At 38.8% G+C, this 19717-nt stretch carries 21 protein-coding genes; 16 read left to right on the top strand and 5 right to left on the bottom strand.

The genetic code is table 11. The annotated features are described in order from the left end of the window. The 5 genes from AC1DRF_RS07200 to AC1DRF_RS07180 form a co-directional block, all read left to right on the top strand. A partial coding sequence (locus AC1DRF_RS07200) for a transketolase family protein (protein WP_477740489.1) occupies positions 1-1464 on the top strand: 1464 nt, incomplete at its 5' end. Positions 1465-1612: 148 nt separating this feature from the next. Beyond that, positions 1613-2053, top strand: a complete 441-nt coding sequence (sirA, locus tag AC1DRF_RS07195) for a sporulation inhibitor of replication protein SirA (RefSeq protein WP_013084721.1) — start codon at positions 1613-1615, stop codon at positions 2051-2053. 90 nt (positions 2054-2143) lie between these two features. Further along, a complete protein-coding gene (locus AC1DRF_RS07190; protein WP_013058772.1) occupies positions 2144-2356 on the top strand; it encodes a YneF family protein in 213 nt (70 codons plus the stop codon). 90 nt (positions 2357-2446) lie between these two features. Then, positions 2447-4210, top strand: coding sequence for an ABC transporter transmembrane domain-containing protein (locus tag AC1DRF_RS07185; protein WP_477740488.1), 1764 nt, complete (start codon positions 2447-2449; stop codon positions 4208-4210). After that, positions 4200-6005 carry an ABC transporter ATP-binding protein gene (locus tag AC1DRF_RS07180; RefSeq protein ID WP_477740487.1) on the top strand — a complete coding sequence of 602 codons (1806 nt, stop codon included), beginning with the start codon at positions 4200-4202 and terminating at the stop codon, positions 6003-6005. The genes AC1DRF_RS07185 and AC1DRF_RS07180 overlap by 11 nt, the downstream gene beginning before the upstream one ends. 21 nt (positions 6006-6026) lie before the next feature. On the opposite strand, the gene AC1DRF_RS07175 is transcribed toward AC1DRF_RS07180, so the two are convergent. After that, positions 6027-6203, bottom strand: coding sequence for an aspartyl-phosphate phosphatase Spo0E family protein (locus tag AC1DRF_RS07175; protein ID WP_013084718.1), 177 nt, complete (start codon positions 6201-6203; stop codon positions 6027-6029). Positions 6204-6342: 139 nt separating this feature from the next. Between AC1DRF_RS07175 and AC1DRF_RS07170 the strand changes: the two genes are divergently transcribed. The 3 genes from AC1DRF_RS07170 (at position 6343) to AC1DRF_RS07160 (ending at position 8414) form a co-directional block, all read left to right on the top strand. Beyond that, positions 6343-7050, top strand: coding sequence for a cytochrome c biogenesis CcdA family protein (locus AC1DRF_RS07170; RefSeq protein WP_034649306.1), 708 nt, complete (start codon positions 6343-6345; stop codon positions 7048-7050). A gap of 210 nt (positions 7051-7260) precedes the next feature. After that, positions 7261-7818, top strand: a complete 558-nt coding sequence (locus AC1DRF_RS07165) for a DUF2179 domain-containing protein (RefSeq protein WP_013058767.1) — start codon at positions 7261-7263, stop codon at positions 7816-7818. A gap of 104 nt (positions 7819-7922) precedes the next feature. Then, positions 7923-8414, top strand: coding sequence for a CcdC family protein (locus AC1DRF_RS07160; protein ID WP_013058766.1), 492 nt, complete (start codon positions 7923-7925; stop codon positions 8412-8414). A 31-nt stretch (positions 8415-8445) separates the two neighbouring features. On the opposite strand, the gene AC1DRF_RS07155 is transcribed toward AC1DRF_RS07160, so the two are convergent. Beyond that, entirely contained in the window at positions 8446-8871 is a 426-nt protein-coding gene (locus tag AC1DRF_RS07155; RefSeq protein WP_013058765.1) for a DUF2621 domain-containing protein, read from the bottom strand. 276 nt (positions 8872-9147) lie between these two features. Here AC1DRF_RS07155 and gabT point away from each other — a divergent pair, with 276 nt between their 5' ends. The 3 genes from gabT to AC1DRF_RS07140 all read left to right on the top strand — a co-directional run bounded on the left by gabT (position 9148) and on the right by AC1DRF_RS07140 (position 13478). After that, complete coding sequence (gabT, locus tag AC1DRF_RS07150) at positions 9148-10503, top strand: 4-aminobutyrate--2-oxoglutarate transaminase (RefSeq protein WP_050689592.1); 1356 nt, start codon at positions 9148-9150, stop codon at positions 10501-10503. 148 nt (positions 10504-10651) lie between these two features. Beyond that, a complete protein-coding gene (locus AC1DRF_RS07145) occupies positions 10652-12022 on the top strand; it encodes a sigma-54 interaction domain-containing protein (RefSeq protein ID WP_477740486.1) in 1371 nt (456 codons plus the stop codon). 31 nt (positions 12023-12053) lie between these two features. Beyond that, complete coding sequence (locus tag AC1DRF_RS07140) at positions 12054-13478, top strand: NAD-dependent succinate-semialdehyde dehydrogenase (protein WP_075419434.1); 1425 nt, start codon at positions 12054-12056, stop codon at positions 13476-13478. Between the two features lie 36 nt (positions 13479-13514). On the opposite strand, the gene AC1DRF_RS07135 is transcribed toward AC1DRF_RS07140, so the two are convergent. Further along, positions 13515-13763, bottom strand: coding sequence for a hypothetical protein (locus AC1DRF_RS07135; RefSeq protein ID WP_157842230.1), 249 nt, complete (start codon positions 13761-13763; stop codon positions 13515-13517). 118 nt (positions 13764-13881) lie between these two features. Between AC1DRF_RS07135 and AC1DRF_RS07130 the strand changes: the two genes are divergently transcribed. The 3 genes from AC1DRF_RS07130 (at position 13882) to AC1DRF_RS07120 (ending at position 14934) form a co-directional block, all read left to right on the top strand. Further along, positions 13882-14049 carry a hypothetical protein gene (locus tag AC1DRF_RS07130; protein WP_014458527.1) on the top strand — a complete coding sequence of 56 codons (168 nt, stop codon included), beginning with the start codon at positions 13882-13884 and terminating at the stop codon, positions 14047-14049. Positions 14050-14165: 116 nt separating this feature from the next. Next, the gene (locus AC1DRF_RS07125) at positions 14166-14651 is read left to right on the top strand and encodes a metal-dependent hydrolase (protein ID WP_043976585.1); all 486 of its coding nucleotides are present in this window, start codon (positions 14166-14168) and stop codon (positions 14649-14651) included. A 133-nt stretch (positions 14652-14784) separates the two neighbouring features. Next, complete coding sequence (locus AC1DRF_RS07120) at positions 14785-14934, top strand: hypothetical protein (RefSeq protein WP_427075180.1); 150 nt, start codon at positions 14785-14787, stop codon at positions 14932-14934. 62 nt (positions 14935-14996) lie between these two features. Here AC1DRF_RS07120 and AC1DRF_RS07115 read toward each other — a convergent pair whose 3' ends face one another. Both AC1DRF_RS07115 and AC1DRF_RS07110 read right to left on the bottom strand, forming a co-directional pair. Further along, positions 14997-16151: an ATP-binding protein gene (locus AC1DRF_RS07115; RefSeq protein ID WP_477740485.1), complete on the bottom strand. Its 1155-nt coding sequence runs from the start codon at positions 16149-16151 to the stop codon at positions 14997-14999. 291 nt (positions 16152-16442) lie between these two features. Continuing rightward, entirely contained in the window at positions 16443-17870 is a 1428-nt protein-coding gene (locus AC1DRF_RS07110) for a cryptochrome/photolyase family protein (RefSeq protein ID WP_427075178.1), read from the bottom strand. A 165-nt stretch (positions 17871-18035) separates the two neighbouring features. On the opposite strand from AC1DRF_RS07110, the gene AC1DRF_RS07105 reads away from it, so the two are divergent. Both AC1DRF_RS07105 and AC1DRF_RS07100 read left to right on the top strand, forming a co-directional pair. After that, positions 18036-18791, top strand: a complete 756-nt coding sequence (locus AC1DRF_RS07105; protein WP_477740484.1) for a hypothetical protein — start codon at positions 18036-18038, stop codon at positions 18789-18791. A gap of 251 nt (positions 18792-19042) precedes the next feature. Then, positions 19043-19717, top strand: a 675-nt coding sequence (locus AC1DRF_RS07100; RefSeq protein ID WP_477740483.1) for a copper homeostasis protein CutC, incomplete at its 3' end; no start/stop codon positions are given.

The following is a 19717-nucleotide window of genomic DNA, read 5'->3' as shown; positions in this document are numbered from 1 at the left end:
GTTTTATACGATTCAAATGATATTTCTTTAGACGGAGATTTAGATCGCTCGTTCTCTGAGAACGTAGAAGATCGTTTCAAAGCTTACGGATGKCAAGTAATCCGCGTTGAAGACGGCAATGACTTGACAGCGATTGCAAACGCAATTGAAGAAGCAAAAGGCGATTTAACACGCCCGACGCTAATTGAAGTAAAAACAACAATCGGATTTGGTTCTCCAAACCACGCGGGTACTTCTGGCGTGCACGGTTCTCCATTAGGTTCCGATGAAACAAAATTAACAAAAGAAGCTTATGCATGGACATTTGAAGAAGATTTCTATGTGCCAGAAGAAGTGTATGCTCACTTCAAAGCTACAATTGCTGAAGATGGCCAAAAGAAAGAAAACGAATGGAACGATGTATTTGCACAGTATAAAGAAAAATACCCTGAACTAGGTCGTCAATTTGAACTGGCAGTAGAAGGAAAGTTACCGGAAGGCTGGGAAGAAACGCTTCCAGCATACGAAACGGGTTCAAGCCTAGCTAGCCGTGCTTCTTCTGGAGAAGTATTAAACGCAGTAGCACAAGCTGTACCTCAATTCTTCGGCGGTTCAGCTGACTTAGCTGGCTCAAATAAAACAATGATTAAAGGTTCAGAAGACTTCACTGCAGCTGATTACAGCGGACGTAATATCTGGTTCGGTGTACGTGAATTTGCAATGGGAGCTGCATTAAACGGTATGGCTCTACACGGCGGTGTAAAAGTATTCGGAGGAACATTCTTTGTATTCTCTGATTATCTTCGCCCAGCAATTCGCTTAGCAGCTTTAATGAAGCTTCCTGTAACATATGTATTCACACATGACAGTATCGCAGTTGGAGAAGACGGCCCAACACATGAGCCAATTGAACAATTGCCATCACTTCGTGCAATGCCAGGTCTTTCAGTGGTTCGTCCTGCAGATGCAAATGAAACAGCTGCTGCATGGCGCTTAGCATTAGAGTCAACTGACCGCCCAACGGCGCTTGTATTGACTCGTCAAAACTTGCCAACGCTTGAAGGTACAAAAGAAAATGCATACGAAGGCGTGTCTAAAGGTGCATATGTTGTATCTAAAGCTGGTAAAGACCAAGCGGATGCGTTAATACTTGCAACAGGCTCTGAAGTAAGCCTAGCAGTAGAAGCACAAAAAGCATTAGCGGCAGAAGGCATTGATGTATCTGTAGTAAGTATGCCTGCGTGGGATCGTTTCGAAGAGCAATCTGCTGAGTACAAAGAAAGTGTTATCCCTAAATCAGTGAAAAAACGTTTAGGTATTGAAATGGCTTCTACACTTGGCTGGGAACGCTATGTTGGAGACGAAGGACAAGTTCTTGGTATTAATCACTTCGGTGCATCTGCTCCTGGTGAAACAATCATGAAAGAATTTGGTTTTACAGTTGAAAATGTAGTAGCAAAAGTGAAAAGCTTGCTTAATGCATAATTCTCTTTCATAAGAAAGAGCAGACTCCTGTGGTCTGCTCTTTTTTTCGACAAAAAAACAAAGGAATTTTTTCATCGATAGACAAGCATTGCGTACACCATTCGGTATAATGGTACAAAAAAGAACGAGCCGAAAGGGAGGATGAATCGTGAGAACGTATGAAGTATATTTAATGGAGGAAGAAGTTGCATCATCCTATTTTCGAAGAGAAAAGCTCATTTATCAGCTGCTGATTGAATATAGAATGAAACGTCACTTGCAGGAAACGCACTTACAAAAACAAGTTCATTACATTACTCGCCAACTGCCCATTTCATTTATTCAACGAGAATTGCTTCAGGCGTTTTCTCATTATCCTCATTTTTTTACTCATCAAGAGACGTTTGTGCTGGAATATCCTCATAAAAAAAGTCGAGCATCTATAAAATTAACGAATCGCTGTATAACAATTGAAGGAGATGGCAATGTTGATGCTGAGACAGCTTTTTTTGAAGTATTACGCAAGCTAGATCCTTGTTTTTTAGCAGTGAATTATGGAACGGATGAATACGGCTGGCTGAGGCCTGTGAAAACAAGAAAATTTGTGTAATTATTTAAGGAAATTGGAACGGAAATATTGTATAATAGCGTATGGTCTAGTACACTGTAAGTTAGACAACACGAAGGAGGAAGTAATACCATGGGAATGTATATTCTAGTTGGTGTTCTAGCATTAATTGTTGGGATAGCGCTAGGATTTTTCATTGCTCGTAAGTATATGATGAGCTATCTGAAGAAAAATCCACCAATTAATGAACAAATGTTAAAAATGATGATGATGCAAATGGGCATGAAACCATCGCAGAAAAAAATTAACCAAATGATGAAAGCAATGAACGGCCAAATTAAATAATGGTTAATTGGACAGACACTCTCTATTCAGAAGGGTGTCTTTTGTTTTATGATAGAGATAAGAAAATGGTTGTGGGGCTAGGGGGATACGATGAAAATTTTTCGAGAGTTATGGTGGTTTTTCAAACAGGAAAAAAAGTCTTACATAACGGGGATAGCGCTGCTCATTATTGTGGCAGCATTAGAACTTCTCCCGCCTAAAATTATTGGTTTAACGGTAGATGGCATTAAAGAAGGGACGCTGAATGGAAAGCGCTTAATGCAGATGGTTGGAATTTTGCTAGGAGCTGCTGTTGTGGCCTATTTCACAAGATACATATGGCGTATTATGATATTTGGTTCATCTGTTAAACTAGCCAAGCAGCTGAGAAATACCCTCTACACTCATTTTACCAAGATGAATCAGGCCTTTTATCAACGGCGGCGAATTGGGGATTTGATGGCCCATGCAACAAACGATATTCAAGCTATTCAACAAACTGCAGGTTCGGGCGTTTTGACACTCGTGGATTCCATTGTCACAGGAGGGCTTGTTCTATGCACAATGGCCCTCACAATCAGCTGGAAATTAACGCTTATTTGCCTTATTCCTATGCCGCTTATGGCCGTTTTAACAAGTTACTATGGTACATTGCTTCATGCGCGGTTTCATCACGCACAAGCAGCATTTTCTACTTTAAATGATAAGGTTCAAGAAAGCATTAGCGGAATTAAAGTCATTAAGACGTTTGGGGAAGAAGCAGCTGATGTCGAAGAATTTCGCATCAAGTCTGCAGATGTTGTGCAAAAGAACATGAAAGTAGCCCGAGTAGATGCATTGTTTGATCCGACCATTTCGATTATTGTAGCACTTTCTTTTTTACTTGCTCTTATTTTTGGCAGCAAGATGGTTATTAGTGAAGAGTTGACACTGGGGCAGCTTGTTACCTTTACAACTTATTTGGGTCTTCTTATTTGGCCGATGCTCGCGTTTGGCTGGCTATTTAACATTGTGGAACGAGGAAGAGCATCATATGACAGGGTATTTTCTTTATTAAAAGAAGAAAATTCGATTGAAGAAGCAGCGCATCCCAGTGTTGAAATGCCGACAGGAAATATTGAAGCTGTTATTCATAGGTTTTCGTATGGTAAAGAAAACGGATATACGTTAAACGAAATTTATTTTACACTTTCTCGCGGTCAAACGTTAGGTATTGTCGGAAAGACGGGAGCTGGGAAAACCACGCTTTTAAAGCTGCTGCTTCGTGAATTTGATGTAAGCGACGGAGCTGTTTTATGGGGAGGAAAAGACATTAAAGACTATGCTTTTGATTCATTGTACCAAAGCATTGGGTATGTTCCTCAAGATCACTTTTTGTTTTCAACAACAGTTGCTGATAATATCGCGTTTGGAAAAAGAGAAGCAAGCAATCAAGAAGTTAAAGAAGCGGCTAAAGTTGCCAATGTACATAGAGACATCCTCGATTTTACGGATGGCTATCAAACAATAGTAGGTGAAAAAGGCGTTTCGTTATCGGGTGGACAAAAACAGCGTATCTCGATTGCAAGAGCTCTTCTATTAGATCCTGAGCTTTTAATTTTAGACGACTCGCTATCAGCGGTAGATGGAAAAACGGAAGCAGGTATTTTACAAGCGCTGAAGCAGAAACGTCAAAATCGAACAACGATTATTACAGCGCATCGGCTGAGCTCGGTTACTCATGCAGACCTGATTCTTGTACTTGATAAAGGGAAAATTATTCAGCGAGGAACTCATGAGGAACTGCTTAGCGTGAGCGGCTGGTACCAGGATATGTACGATAGACAGCAGCTTGAACGTGCGGTAGAAGAAGGAGAGACGAAAAATGAAAATTGAGCATTCTTCGGTACATAAACGTCTGTTTCGCTATACAATTCCGCATAAAAAATCATTTTTTTTAGCGTTCACATTATTATTAATTGCTACGGCTGCGGATTTATTAGGGCCCATTTTGATTAAAATTTTCATTGACGATTATTTAACTCCTAAGTATTTGCCTCTTCAGCCTCTTGTGTGGCTTGCAAGCAGTTATTTGCTTTTACAGCTTTTAAAAATTTTCGTTCAATACTTTCAGCTTCTGCAGTTCCAAAAAATTGCGCTTCAAATTATTCAGCGGATTCGAATTGACGTTTTTTCTCATGTTCATCGCCTGGCTCTTCGCTTTTTTGACAACACGCCAACAGGAAGCCTAGTATCTCGAATTACAAATGACACGGAAGCCATGAAAGAAATGTTTGTGGAAGTCATCGCGGTTTTTATTCAAAATGGGGTATTTTTGGTCGGTATTTTTATAGCCATGTTTATGCTAGATGTGAAGCTGGCTTTTTATTGTTTAGTTCTTCTCCCGTTCATTTGGGGACTTATGAAGCTTTATCAGCATTACAGCGCTATTTACTACGGACAGCTTCGAGAAAAGCTCAGCCAGTTAAATGCCAAGCTTCATGAGTCTTTGCAAGGCATGTCTATTATTCAGTTATTTCGTCAAGAAAAGCGGCTGCGCTCGGAATTTGAAGAAATCAATGATGAGCATTACAAAGCGGGGATGCGCAATATTAAGTTAGATGGTTTGCTGCTAAGACCGGCAGTCGAAATTCTTTACATGTTAGCCGTTATTCTTGTGCTCAGTTATTTTGGTGTTTCCGTAGCTGACAGTCCTGTTAAAATGGGTGTTCTTTACGCGTTTATCAACTACTTGGATCGTTTTTTTGAGCCTGTTAATGAAATGATGCAGCGTCTCTCTATGTATCAGCAAGCGATGGTATCAGCCTCTCGGGTGTTTAACTTGATGGATGAAAAAGAAAAAAATCCAGTCATGACAGGAGAACAAAAGCAGGGGGTACAAAAAGGAACGGTAGAATTCAGAAACGTAACGTTTTCCTATGACGGTGTTCGAGATGTACTTTCTGATATATCGTTTACGGTAAACGAAGGAGAAACAGTGGCTTTAGTAGGCCATACGGGAAGCGGAAAAAGCTCCATCATTAATTTATTAATGCGTTTTTATGAGCAGCAAAAAGGAGACATTTTGATCGATAATAAACCGCTATCGTCTTTTTCAAATAAACAGCTTCGAGATGAGGTAGGGCTAGTGCTTCAAGATGCCTTTTTATTTGCAGATACCGTAAAACGAAATATTACGCTGCACGAAGACCATTTTTCTGATGAACAAGTAAAAGCAGCGGCGGAATTTGTGCAAGCTCATGCATTTATCGAAGCCCTTCCTAATAAGTATAATGAAGTGCTAGTCGAAAGAGGTTCCACTTTATCAAGCGGCCAGCGTCAGCTCTTAGCATTTGCAAGAACGGTCATCCGGAATCCTAAAATCCTTATTCTTGATGAAGCAACAGCACACATTGATACAGAAACAGAAGAAGCGATTCAAGAAGTGTTAAGAGATATGGGAAAAGGCCGTACAACAATTGCGATTGCCCATCGTTTATCCACTATTCAACACGCCGACTGTATTTTAGTACTGCATAAAGGAAAAATCGTCGAAAAAGGCACACATACTGAACTGCTAAACAAAGGCGGTTTGTACTATAATATGTATCAGCTTCAGCACAGTGAAAAAGAAGAGAATTTCAGCAAAGAAACAGGAGTAAAAGAGATTTATACAGAATTGATAGAGTGAAGGTAAAAAAAGAAACAACCTTCATGAAGAGGTTGTTTCTGTTGTTTGAGCAGGGAATTCATTGTAAACGTTTAATAAATGATCTAATTCTTGACTATGTTTAATAGCAGGTGGAGAGTTTAATCCACTTACTCGGACTATGCGGATGAGTTCTTCTCGTTTCTTTTCAATCGCTAATAGAATATCTTTTTTGGCCAATGCTATGTATCCCTTCTAACAAGTCGTTTACCTAATTATACAAGATAATGGTACTATTTGAAAGAAGTGAGATAAGACAATTTGGTTACAAAATGGTAACGAAAAAGAACAAAAAGAACAAAAAAGGGAAGTGGGAAATGTGGGAGATTTAAATTTGTTTTTGGCATTCGGCGCGGGGTTTTTATCGTTTATTTCACCCTGCTGTTTGCCTTTGTACCCAGCTTTTTTATCGTACATAACGGGAGTGTCAGTTAGCGAGCTAAAGGAAGGTGCTAAGTCACATCAGCGTAAAGCTTTTATTCACACAGCATTTTTTCTATTGGGGTTTTCTGTTATTTTCATTATGATTGGCTTTGCTACTTCTTTTATTGGTCAGTGGTTTTTCAACTATAAGGATTTAATTCGGCAGATTGGCGCTATTCTTATTATTTTCTTTGGTCTAGTTGTACTAGGAATTTTTAAGCCTCGAATTCTTATGCAGGAACACAAGCTTAAATTCGCAAATAAGCCGGCTGGACTCTTAGGTTCTTCTTTTATTGGTATGGCTTTTGCTGCCGGCTGGACTCCGTGTACGGGCCCTATTTTAGTATCGGTTATGGCCCTTGCAGCGACAAACCCAGGCTCCGGTCTTTTGTATATGATAGCTTATTCACTTGGGTTTTCTATTCCATTTTTTATTATGACGTTTTTTATCGGGAAAATGAACTGGTTAAAAAAACATATGAATTCCATGATGAAAGTTGGCGGATATGCAATGATTGGTATGGGATTTATTTTGTATTTTGACTGGATGACAAAAATTATTATTTATACAACGAGCGTATTTGGAGGGTTTACGGGCTTTTAAAAAGGGAAAATGATAAAAAAAAGAATCTGATAATTGGCAGATTCTTTTTATTTTTCAAAAGATAAAATAGTTACTTTTGCTCTTAGGAAATATACAAGAATATGATGTAAAAAATATATAGAAAAAATTTATTTTTACTATATCTTCTATAAATACGGAGTGATACAATGAAATCGTCATATTTTTAATTGTTAAAAAGAGGTGTATAAATTGAAAGATATTTTGTTAATCTTGCTTTTGCAACTGATCTATGTACCGATCTTGACGCTGCGCACAATTTTTTTAGTCAAAGGTATGAGTATGTATGCCTCGGTTTTTGGATTTGTTGAAGCGTTAATTTATGTATTCGGCTTATCTCTTGTATTTTCAGGAGATCAAAGCACGCTTGCTATGGTTGTATATGCAGTTGGGTTTGGAGTAGGAATTATTCTTGGAAGTTATATCGAATCTAGACTTGCTATCGGATATACAACATTCTTAGTTAACCTTATGACCAAAAATGAAGAGTTGATTAACCGCCTTCGACAAGAAGGTTTTGGTGTTACTGTTTATCAAGGAGAAGGAAGAGACAGTGCACGCTATAGATTAGACATTTTAACAAAAAGAAGTAGAGAAGAAGAGCTATTAGCATTCATTGAAGAATATGAGCCTCGTGCTTTCATTATTTCATACGAGCCGCGTAAATTTAAAGGCGGGTTCTTACTAAAAGCAATGAAAAAGCAAAAACAAAAGCAAAAAGCAAAAGCAGATATCACCTCTACTAAATAAAAACAGAAGAGATCCTCTTCTGTTTTTTTGTTGCACTTTTACTTCTGATGTTTTTTGGATTATAATATAAGTAAACACTAAACTATAGTAAAGGAAGGATTTCATTGGTTATTGCTTCAACACTTGTCGCAATTTTTATGGCTTCTTTCATATTAGTTGTTCGAATGAAAGCTGCTGATAAACCAACGAATGCAAAAAAAATTATACTCCCGCCTTTTTTTATGAGTACGGGAGCGTTAATGTTTATCTTTCCAATGTTTCGAGTAACGGGTGCAGAACTGCTTGAGGCGTTAATAGCAGGCATGATTTTCTCAATCCTGTTAATTAAAACGTCTAAATTTGAAATTCGTGACGATCATATTTACTTGAAGCGTTCAAAAGCCTTTGCATTCATTATTATTGGTTTGCTTATTATTCGAATTGCAATGAAAATATATTTAAGTTCTTCAATTGATGTTGGCCAGCTTGGCGGTATGTTCTGGATTTTAGCATTTGGTATGATTGTACCGTGGCGCATTGCTATGTACACATCGTACAAAAAGCTCGAACGAAAGCTGCATAATGATCGTCTTGCTAATACAACGATATTAAACTAAAAAAGGTGGCTACGCAGCCACCTTTTTTAGTTTAAAATAAATGCTGATAAGGGACGGCATCTATTTTTTGCTTTTTTAATGTTTTTAATAAAAATTTATGATCACGTTTAGGCGTAGCTAAAATGTATCCGCGTACGATTAAATCTTCCGTTATAGAGGCTGCTTGTTCCTCAATTGCGAGTTCCCCAATTTTCCCCGCGATTTTTTGTTTGGCTACATCGCGAAATAGTTCAGGTACTGGTTCAACAAGAACGTTTAATAGCTGCTTTTGATCCGCTGACCAAAGGTGGACGGTTTTGGAAAGATAGTGATCTTGCCAATCAAGCTCAGACATGCCGTCTTCTTTTGGTAAGCGCTTTAAAAATTTCCTGAACATAAAAAATCCGCCGATAGCAAACATGCTCATCAAAAAGACCACCCAAAATAAAATAACCCATAAAAACCAGCCCTCTAGCATATTTTTCACTCCTTTATAAAGAGGTCAATCCTAACATTACTATATTTATACATTTATTATAAAAGCCTTGTTCCTTTTATGGCAATATAAAATTCCTGTACTTTATGCGAGAAGAAAGTCTTTTTTGACTCATCAATAAGTTTATATAGACTTATTGATGAGTCAAATATCGTTAGAATTATCTAAAAATGCTTATTTTTCAGCTTTTTGAAAGTTGGCACGTTTTTTGCATATAAACTAATTGAAGAATTATTTAATATGAGAGGAAGATAAAAAATGAGTCAAACTTTTAGCAAAGTAGCAACAAATTTACCGGGAGAAAATGCAAAGCAATTATTAGATAGAAGACACCGTGCCATTCCGAAAGGTGTAAGTTATGGCATTCCGACATTTGCTGATACGGCTGAAGGGGCGATCGTTAAAGATGTCGATGGCAATACGTTTATTGATTTCGTAGGCGCAATTGGCACAATCAATGTAGGGCACAGTCATCCAAAAGTAAAAGAAGCGCTTCACAAACAAGTAGACCGTTTTATTCACACGGGATTTAACGTAATGATGTATGAGTCATACGTAGAGCTTGCAGAAAGATTAGCAGCAATTGCACCGGGTGAATTTGACAAGAAAGTATTACTTTTAAATAGCGGAGCAGAAGCTGTAGAAAACGCAGTGAAAATTGCTCGTAAATATACAAAGCGCCAAGGAATTATTTCCTTTAACCGCGGTTTCCATGGTCGTACATTAATGACAATGACAATGACAAGTAAAGTAAAACCATATAAATATGAATTTGGACCGTTTGCTCCTGAAGTATACAAAGCTCCATATCCTTATGAGTATCGCCGTCCACAAGGGTTATCAGTTGAAGCATACGAAGATTTCATGATTACAGAATTCAAAAACTTCTTAAATACAGAAGTAGCACCGGAAACGATTGCAGCTGTTGTCATGGAGCCGATTCAAGGTGAAGGTGGTTTCATTGTTCCAGGTAAACGTTTTGTGCAAGAAGTGTATCAATTATGTAAAGAGCACGGAATTTTATTTGTATCAGATGAAATTCAAGCAGGATTTGCACGTACAGGCCGTTACTTCGGTATTGAACATTTTGACGTTGAGCCTGATTTAATTACGGTATCAAAATCACTAGGAGCTGGCGTACCAATCAGCGGTGTCATTGGCCGTGCTGAAATCATGGATGAATCTAATCCTGGTGAGCTTGGCGGAACGTATTGCGGAAGTCCTCTTGGATGTGAAGCAGCTTTAGCTGTACTTGATATCATTGAAGAAGAAAAGCTAAATGAACGCGGTGAGTACCTTGGAAAAGTGGTAACATCACGATTTGAAAAACTAGCAGAAAAATATGACTGTATCGGTGATATTCGCGGATTAGGAGCGATGTCTGCGATTGAGCTTGTGAAAGACCGTGAAACAAAAGAAGCAGACAAAGAGCTTACACAGCGCATCGTGAAAGAAGCAAACAACCGTGGATTATTACTGCTTAGCGCAGGAGTATTTGGAAACGTTCTTCGTATCTTAATGCCGATTGTTATTACAGATGAGCAGCTGGAAGAAGGCTTAGCTATTTTTGAAGCAGCACTAGAAGCAAGCGTACAGCAAACGGTTGAAGTGTAAGTGGAATTGAGGCATGAGTGAAGAGAGAACTCTTCACTCATTCTTCATGAATCACAAAGAATGGGTATGTTTGGACACTCTATTTATAGATTTTTCATTTTCTGATAAAATAAAATAATAATTATTTTTTGACGAAAAGGTGATTCAAATGAYCATTCATAAAAAGCATATTCAGCAAATTAACGACGAACTTTACGATATATTTGAGTCATCATTTGATGAAATCTTCGTAACTGATGCAAATGGATATGTGTTAGTTGTAAATTCAGAGTGTGAAAAAAACTATGCTTTGAAAGTGGAAGATTTTATTGGGAAGCACGTAAAAGAACTGCAGGAAATGGGTATTTTTTATCCTTCGGCCACGCTAAAAGTGATTGAATCTAATCAAGCAATTGAATTGGTTCAAAAAACAAACTCCGGCCGGTATCTTCACGTGCGGACAAGGCCGGTATTTACAAACGACGGGCATTTAAAAAGCGTTATTAGCTATTCTCGGGATCTCACAGACTTAATGGAATTAAAACGAAAAGTAGAAGAGATGGAAGAACAGCTTGAAAACTATAAAAAAGAATTAAACGAAGCCGTGGATTTAGAAGGCATCGTGACAAAAAGTGAAGCGATGAAAAAAGTTTTTTCAACCATTCAACGAGTTGCTTCTGTAAATACAACCGTTCTTTTACTTGGAGAAACAGGGGTAGGAAAAAGCAGAGTGGCAAAACTGCTTCACCAGCTTAGTACAAGAAAACAGCAGCCGTATCATGAGCTTAATTGTGCAGCGCTTCCTGAACAGCTTATTGAATCAGAGCTATTTGGCTATGAAGGCGGTACGTTCACTGGAGCATTTCGAGAAGGGAAAAAAGGGATCATTGAGCTTTCAAACGAAGGCACGCTTTTTCTAGATGAGATTGGTGAACTTTCTCTTTCAGCACAAAGTAAGTTGCTCCACGTGCTRCAAGACCGTACAATTCGTCCCGTGGGCTCAACAAGAGCAGTATCAATAGACGTACGAATTATTGCTGCTACGAATCAAAATCTAGAACAAATGGTGGAAGAAGGAAAGTTTAGACGTGATTTGTACTATCGACTTAATGTAGTGCCGATTACCATTCCTCCTTTACGAGAGCGAAAAGAAGATATTCTGCCGCTTGTCTATCAGTTTCTTCACCATTTTAATACGGTATACGAACGTAATGTACGTTTATCACCAAAAGCGTTAGATGCGTTTTTAGGACAAGAATGGAAAGGAAACGTTCGTGAAGTGGAAAATATCATTGAGCGTCTGGTGGTTACAGGGGAAGAAATGATTACGCTTAAAGATTTGCCTTTTGCAAAAGAGTTTGCTATCGATCCACCTGTGCATACGCTTCCTGAAATGATTGAACATGTGGAAAAAGAGATGGTCATAAAGGCGTTTGAACAGCATAGGTCGTCTTACAAAGTAGCAGAACAGCTTGGTATTAGCCAATCGCAAGCCAGTCGTAAAATTCGAAAGTACGTTTCGGACAGCACAGAATATTGAGTAGATAAATTTAAGCAGGGAGTGAAGAAATATGAAGCAAGCAAACTTATATATTAACGGAGAATTTGTTTCAGCAAATGATACATATGAAGTGGTAAATCCAGCAACAAATGAAGTAGTGGCTGCTGTTGCAAAAGGTGGAGAAAAAGAAGCGAAGCTAGCAGCAGATGCTGCCTATGAAGCGTTTCAAACATGGTCTAAAAAAACAGCAGAAGAGCGCGGTAAATTATTATTTAAATGGCATCAGCTGATCGAAGAACACACGGATGAACTTGCTGAAATAATGACAGTTGAGCAAGGTAAGCCTCTTAAAGAAGCAAAAGGTGAAATTGGCTATGCCAACGGATTTGTTTCATGGTACGCAGAAGAAGGCAAGCGCATTTACGGAGAAACAATTCCAGCTTCTTCTCCTAATAAACGATTATTTGCTCATAAGCAGCCTGTGGGAGTCATGGCAGCTATTACGCCTTGGAACTTCCCGGCAGCTATGATTACGCGTAAAGTAGCGCCAGCTTTAGCAGCTGGATGTACAGCGGTTATTAAACCCGCAGAACAAACGCCACTAACGGCTCTTCGACTAGCAGAGCTTGCACAAGAAGCGGGTATTCCAAAAGGCGTAATTAATGTAGTTACGGGAGATGCAAAAGCGATTGGAGAAGCGTGGCTTCAAGATGGACGTGTACGTAAACTATCGTTTACGGGCTCTACAGAAGTAGGTAAACTGTTAATGCGCGGAGCAGCTGATACGGTTAAAAAAGTGTCTTTAGAGTTAGGCGGACACGCTCCGTTTATCGTAACAGCAAATGCTGATTTAGATAAAGCAGTAACAAATGCAATTGCTTCTAAATTCCGCAACGCTGGTCAAACATGCGTATGTACAAACCGCATCTACGTGCACGAGTCTATTGCTAAACCGTTCGCAGAGCAGTTTGCAGCGGCTGTTAGTCAGCTGAAAGTCGGAAACGGCTTAGAAGAAGGTACGGATATCGGACCTTTAATCGATGAAAAAGCGTTAGCAAAAGTAAAGCGCCACTTAGATGATGTTGTAGCAAAAGGCGGAAACGTCTTAACTGGAGGGGCTGTACGCGAAGAGGGAAGCGGACTGTTTGTTGAACCTACGGTTGTAGATGGCGCAACGGACGATATGCTTTGTATGTACGAGGAAACATTCGGGCCAATTGCTCCAATTGCGACGTATCAAACAGAAGAAGAAGTTATTCGCCGTGCAAATAACTCGCCTTACGGATTAGCAGCCTATGTGTTCACTGAAAATATTTCAGAAGCTATTCGTATTGCTGAAGCTTTAGAATATGGTATTGTAGGGCTAAATGATGGACTACCTTCTACACCACAAGCGCCGTTTGGCGGCTTTAAAGAAAGTGGACTTGGACGTGAAGGCGGACATTATGGAATTGAAGAATATTTAGAAGTAAAATATATTTCTTTAGGCTTTTAACAAAAAGTGATTTCGCTTTCCTGCGAAATCACTTTTTTAGTAATAGTACACGTGGGGAATTTGTGCATGTATGGATTGGAAATTCATAAATAAAAAACAAAATTCTTCTAGAGTACAGCATTCGAGATCTTCGCAATCGTGAGAGTTAAAAAAATCTTCAAGTATAGCTGCCTCCACGTCTTTAAATAACCAGTGATGTTCAACATCCTCGAAATTGCCGTGATAAACCTCACTTAACCCATAGAAGTCGAATATATCTTCCAGCTGCTTCTGTTGCATAGCCATCCCTCCTCTTCCTAGTATAAGAAAAAGAAAGAGATATTAAACAAGCCGTCATACTACTTTGTTTTTTTTTATAAAATCTCGTATAGTTAATAGTAATGACAAGCAAAGGAGTTTCGGTATGTTTACATATATCACGTTATTTGGTTTTCTTGGATTCGCTGTGTATTCGAGTACGTGGATTTATTCTATTGTCAAAAAAGATGGAAGAGCAAAGAAAAATGGAAAGGGTACTCTTATTAGTTTTCTTGTGATGCTTATCGGGTTAGTCGGTCTGCAGCTTACGTAATCATAGATTATTTTGACATTTTTACCACCTTCACTTATAGTTAACGTTGGGCGAACGTATGTGTGATTTTGATCACAGTGCTTGCCTTAAGTTGAAAAAGAAAGAAGGTGGCATATTTGAGATATCACACACATATTGCAACATCGATTGCTGCCGGTGCCGGCGTGGCTATAACAGGAGACGCTTCGTTTACATTTCCTTATGTTGTAGGCATCGCGATTGGAGCACTGCTTCCTGATATTGATGAACCAAATTCATATATTGGTAGAAGATCTCTTGGTCTCGCAAAAATAATTAAATCTATTTTTGGACACCGAGGTATTACGCATTCTATTCTTGCAAGCGGACTTATTTTTTATTTACATACGATGTATGACAACGACTTTACATTAGGAATAGCCTATGGATACGCATTTCATATTCTTGGAGATTTCTTTTCTAAACGAGGGGTACCTTTTTTCTCACCTCTTAGCAAGAAGAAGTTTAAGCCTCCTTTAACATATGAAACAGGCAGCGGAGCAGAGACTCTTATCTTTTACCTGGCAGTGATAGGAAGTTTCTATATGCTTTATAAGTATCAGCTGTACAGCCAGCTGTTTTAAAGGAAAAAGAGGCTGGGATAAAAGTATGTTAGCCAAGATAAATGACGGACTATTGATCAAAATATTTGATTGATGGTTCGTTTTTTATTGGAATGGTGAACGTAGGTCTTATCTGTTTAGTTGCTTCTAGCAGTTGATTGGAGGGCAAGGCGAAGACTCCTGCGGGAAAAGCGGCCTAGATGAGACCCCGCAGGAGTCTAGCGACGAGGAGGCTATCGGCCCCCCGCGTAAAGCGAAACCTTGTACGGATATCAGCAGCGGTGTAAAAGGCCATTTATACTAGAGCATTTATCTAATTCATTCGTCTTTAAATGGAAGTGATTTAGTTGTGTCTCAGCCTCTCTTTTAGGCTTCCACTACGTAAAGTTCAGTCGTTTTCATAGGAAGGGTAATGGTAATACTTGTGCCATCATTTTTTTCACTGGATACATGAAAAAAACCATTATGTTCGTTAATAATTTTGTTGCAAATTGTTAGTCCCAGGCCTATTCCTCGTTCTTTTGTTGTATAAAAAGGCTCTCCTATATGAGGGATACGCTTTGAATCAATTCCACATCCATTGTCTTTTATCACAATGCACAGCGTTTCTCTAGCTGATTTTTCAATCGATACCGCCAGCTTGCCGCCGCTTTCCATCGAATCAAGGGCATTTTGTATAATATGAATAAATACTTGGGTTAGCTGTGTTTTTTTTCCACTAACGAGCAGAGGATGTTCTTTTGGATAATGACGAAAGATGTGGATGTTTTTAACTCCAGTAGCCAGTTCAAATTGCTTTAATACCTCATCTAACAAGTCGGTAATAACAAGGTTGTCTGTATATACGTATTCTTGTTTAGCTAAACTCATAAACTCTGTGATGATATGTTCAATTTGTGAAAGTTCATGCTGAATGAGATCTCGATAAATCATTGTTTTCTTCGGCTGCTGTGTCTCACTGAACAGTTGTATAAATCCTTTAATGGTTGTCAAAGGATTTCTAACCTCGTGTGCGATACTTGCAGCAAGGTGACCAATGACAGAAAGCTTTTCTGAATTTCGGATCTTTTTCTCTGCTTGTCTTTTTTCTGTTACGTCTCGTGAGACAAATACAAACCCTTCGATTTCTCCAGTAGCTGTGATAATTGGAGCACCTTTACATTCTAATAAAACGATGGTGCCGTTCACATGAAGCTTTCGGTATTCAAATGTGGAGGCGTCTTTTGTTTTGCTCATGTTAGCTAAAATAGTCGAGATTATGTGTTTGTCTTCGGGATACGCATTGATAAGCACATGTTGTCCAATAAGTTCATCAGGATAAACGCCTAACGTTTTAGCGTAAGAAGGAGAAGCATATTCATAAATGCCACCTTCAGTAAGAGCACATACTAAATCATGGGTATGAGATAAAATAGCTTGATGCTTTGGTTCATTGTTATCCGTAATGATTCGATCTTTTAATGGATAAAAAAGCTGATCTTCTTGATTGATGAAGGTGTGCCGAACTTGAGTACCGCACATTCTGCAAAAATTATAATCTTCCTTATAGTTACAAGAAGGACAAACGGGCATCGAATCACTCCAATCAGATCTATGCAATGAGAGAGTTCCCCAGCATATATAATCATTATTATATATTCAAATTTTAGGAAAAAATATGAAAAATCAAATGTGCTATAGAGAGGAGAATTGGGCTTGAAAACCCTATAAAGAGATTTCAAATACATGTTTTTAGTTGCAAATAGATAAGAAAGGGAATTTTTTACACGTTTAAAAAATTCAGCATATCAAATAAGAGGTAAATCACGCCTCTTATTTGATATGCTGATAATGCTCTAGAGCTCGCTCTCTAGCTGTTTTATGATCGACAATTGGAGCCGGGTATGTTTTATTAAGTGTAACGTTTGCTTTTTCTAATACGTCTGCTGGGGCCTCCCAAGGTTTATGAATATAAGAAGATGGAATATCTTTAAGTTCTGGAAGCCACTTTTTAATATATTCTCCTTCTTTATCAAATTTTTCTGATTGAGTAATTGGATTAAAAATACGAAAATATGGCGCGGCGTCTGCACCCGAGCCTGCAACCCACTGCCAGCCCATTGTGTTATTAGCTAAATCTGCGTCTACTAAGGTATCAAAAAACCAATTTGCTCCGTGTTTCCAATGAATTAAAAGGTGCTTTACTAAAAAGGAAGCGGCTACCATTCGAACTCGATTGTGCATAAAACCTGTTTCCCACAGCTCCCGCATCCCGGCATCGACAAGGGGATAGCCGGTTTTTCCATTTTTCCAAGCTTGAAGCTCTTCATTGCCGTCAGCCCACTGAAATTGCTTGAATTTTTCATTAAGCGGTTCAGTTGTAGTGTGCGGGAAATGATAAAGCAGCTGATAAGCAAAATCTCTCCATATAAGTTGACGAATAAACATTTCAGCTTGCTGTTCAAAAGCACCAGAACCTATTTTTTCTGCTTTAGTTCTCAAATAATGATAAAGAACTCGAGCTGAGAGCTGTCCTGTAGCGAAATAAGGAGATAGAAATGAATTTAATGCTTCAGCAGGAAAATCTCGTCCTTTTTCATAATGAAGCAGCTTATTCTTTAAAAACGTTTTGAACACATCAATCGCGCCTTTTTCCGTAGCTTCCCACGTCGACTTAATCGTTTCATCCCACGGTATGCTTGGAAGCAAATCGAGATCTGAGACTGAAAGAGATTCAACCGGTTTAGAGGAGGCCTGTATGGAAGTAACTTTTTTTACAGCAGAAGATACGGAATGTTTTTGAGAAGCTTTATAATAAGCTGTAAATACTTTATAAGGCTCTCCATTTTCTTTTGTGATTTTCCAAGGTTCATGAAGGAGAAATCCCTCAAATGTGCGAATATTTATTTGTTGCTCTGAAAAAAAAGCTTGAAGCTCTTTATCTTTTTTTAGCGCATGTGGTTCATAGCGTCTATTCCAATAAATATCTTGTGCATTCGTTTCATGGAGTAATTTTTGCAACACATCTTTAGGGTTTCCTTTTTGTACAATCAGCGTTCCTTTTATTTTTTTGATCGAGGTTTTAAAGTCATTCAGCGCATGGTGAAGCCACCATTTACTTGCACTTCCCATTGAGCTTTCTTCATAGTCGTCATGGATATAAACAGGTACAACCATTCCTTCTTTAGCTGCGTGAAATAGAGCTGGGTTATCAACCAGCCGAAAATCTTTTCGAATCCATACGATAATGGTTTTATTCATCATGTGCCACCTTTCTATCTGCAATTTGCCTCGATTATAGCTTTTTTCTTATACGTTCTACAATTTTGAATGTGTAGAAGGCCTATTTTCTTATGGACGAATTTCAGATTGATGGTAAAAAGAATAACGTAAACAGAGTAAGAGAATGGGAAGGAGCCCTTAAAAATGAGAAATTCGTATGGAATGAAACAAACCGGACAACCGATATCCAATCCATATATGCAAGCAGCACCTAAACCTGCTAAAATGCCGCCTATGCCTTCTGCAAAAGAAATGCAGGCAATGCCGATGCAAGAAGGCGCAAATCAAATGCCAATGCACGGAGAAATGCCGCCGATGAAAGATGCAATGCCGTCGATGCATGGAGGAATGAATCAAATGCCAATGCAAGGCGGAATGCCGCCGATGCAAAAAGAAATGAATCAAATGCCAATGTACGGAGAGCTACCGCCAATGCATGAAGGAATGGGTCAAATGCCGATGCAAGACGGAATGCCGATGCATGGAGGAATGGGTCAAATGCCGATGCAAGACGGAATGCCGCCAATGCACGGAGGAATGGGTCAAATGCCGATGCAAGGAGGAATGCCGCCAATGCACGGAGGAATGGGTCAAATGCCGATGCAAGGAGGAATGCCGCCAATGTACGGAGGAATGGGTCAAATGCCGATGCAAGGAGGAATGCCGCCAATGCATGGAGGAATGGGTCAAATGCCGATGCAAGGTGTAATGGCGCCAATGTACGGAGGAATGGGTCAAATGCCGATGCAAGGTGGAATGGCGCCAATGCACGGAGGAATGGGCCAAATGCCGATGCACGATTGCGGATGTCGCGATTTCTCAGCACCCGTTGGGTATCAGCAGCCTCATTCTTTAAATGATTGGATGTTCATGCAACAAACAAATCCACGTTCTTTTTAATAAACCCTTTACCCTAGATAAAAGGGATGTATTTTTGAATCTTTAGTATAAATATAGAATTTTATTAATTGAAACGTCATGAGAAAAAGAATAGTTCTTACTCTTTTTCCATGACATTCAATTTTTTGAAAATATTAATCACATCTTTTGGGTGTTTTCTTACATAAGAGAGTTTGGTAGAGTTTTTTAAGTATAAATACAGGGAAAAGAAGGCAAAAGCTCTATATTAAAGGGGAAAGGGTGTTTTTAGAATGATATTAGAAGTCACAGCTGCAACCTTACATGATGCTAAAGTTGCCCAGGAACATGGTGCCGATCGTATAAGCCTTGTAACTGGAATCGGTGAAGGCGGCTTAACCCCAAGCTACGGTTTGATGAAAAAAGTGAAAGAAACGATACATATCCCAATATTTGTGATGATTCGTCCACATAATCAATCTTTTCAATATGATGAAGACGATTTGCAAACAATGATTGAAGATATTAAATATGCAAGAGAAATTGGCATTGATGGAATTGAAATAGGCTGTTTAACAGAAGACAAAATTATTGATGAGCAAGCTTTAAAGCGACTGCTCGATGCGGCAGGAGAAATGAATGTAACGTTCCACTTAGCATTTGATGAAATCTGTGATCAAGAAAAGGCGCTTGAAACGCTTTTAAGCTATAAGCAAATTCAGCGTGTCATGACTTCGGGAGCGGATAAAAGTGCGCTAAACGGTATTCCTCATATTAAAAAACTGTTAAGAAGAATGAAAGATAAAGATATTATTTTAATCGGGACAAAAGKGCTGAAACCTGAAAATCTTCAAGCGTTCTTATCCGTTACTCCCGTGAAAGAAATTCGTATTGGTTCAGGGGTTCGAGTGAATTGTCAATATACGAAACCGCTTGATCCAAGGAGTGTAAAAGCTGCAAAAGAAAAG

The sequence above is a fragment of the Priestia sp. P5_B4 genome, from assembly GCF_056400385.1.
Note: the sequence above shows the minus strand (reverse complement) of the source record. Positions and strands in the feature narration are given on the sequence as shown.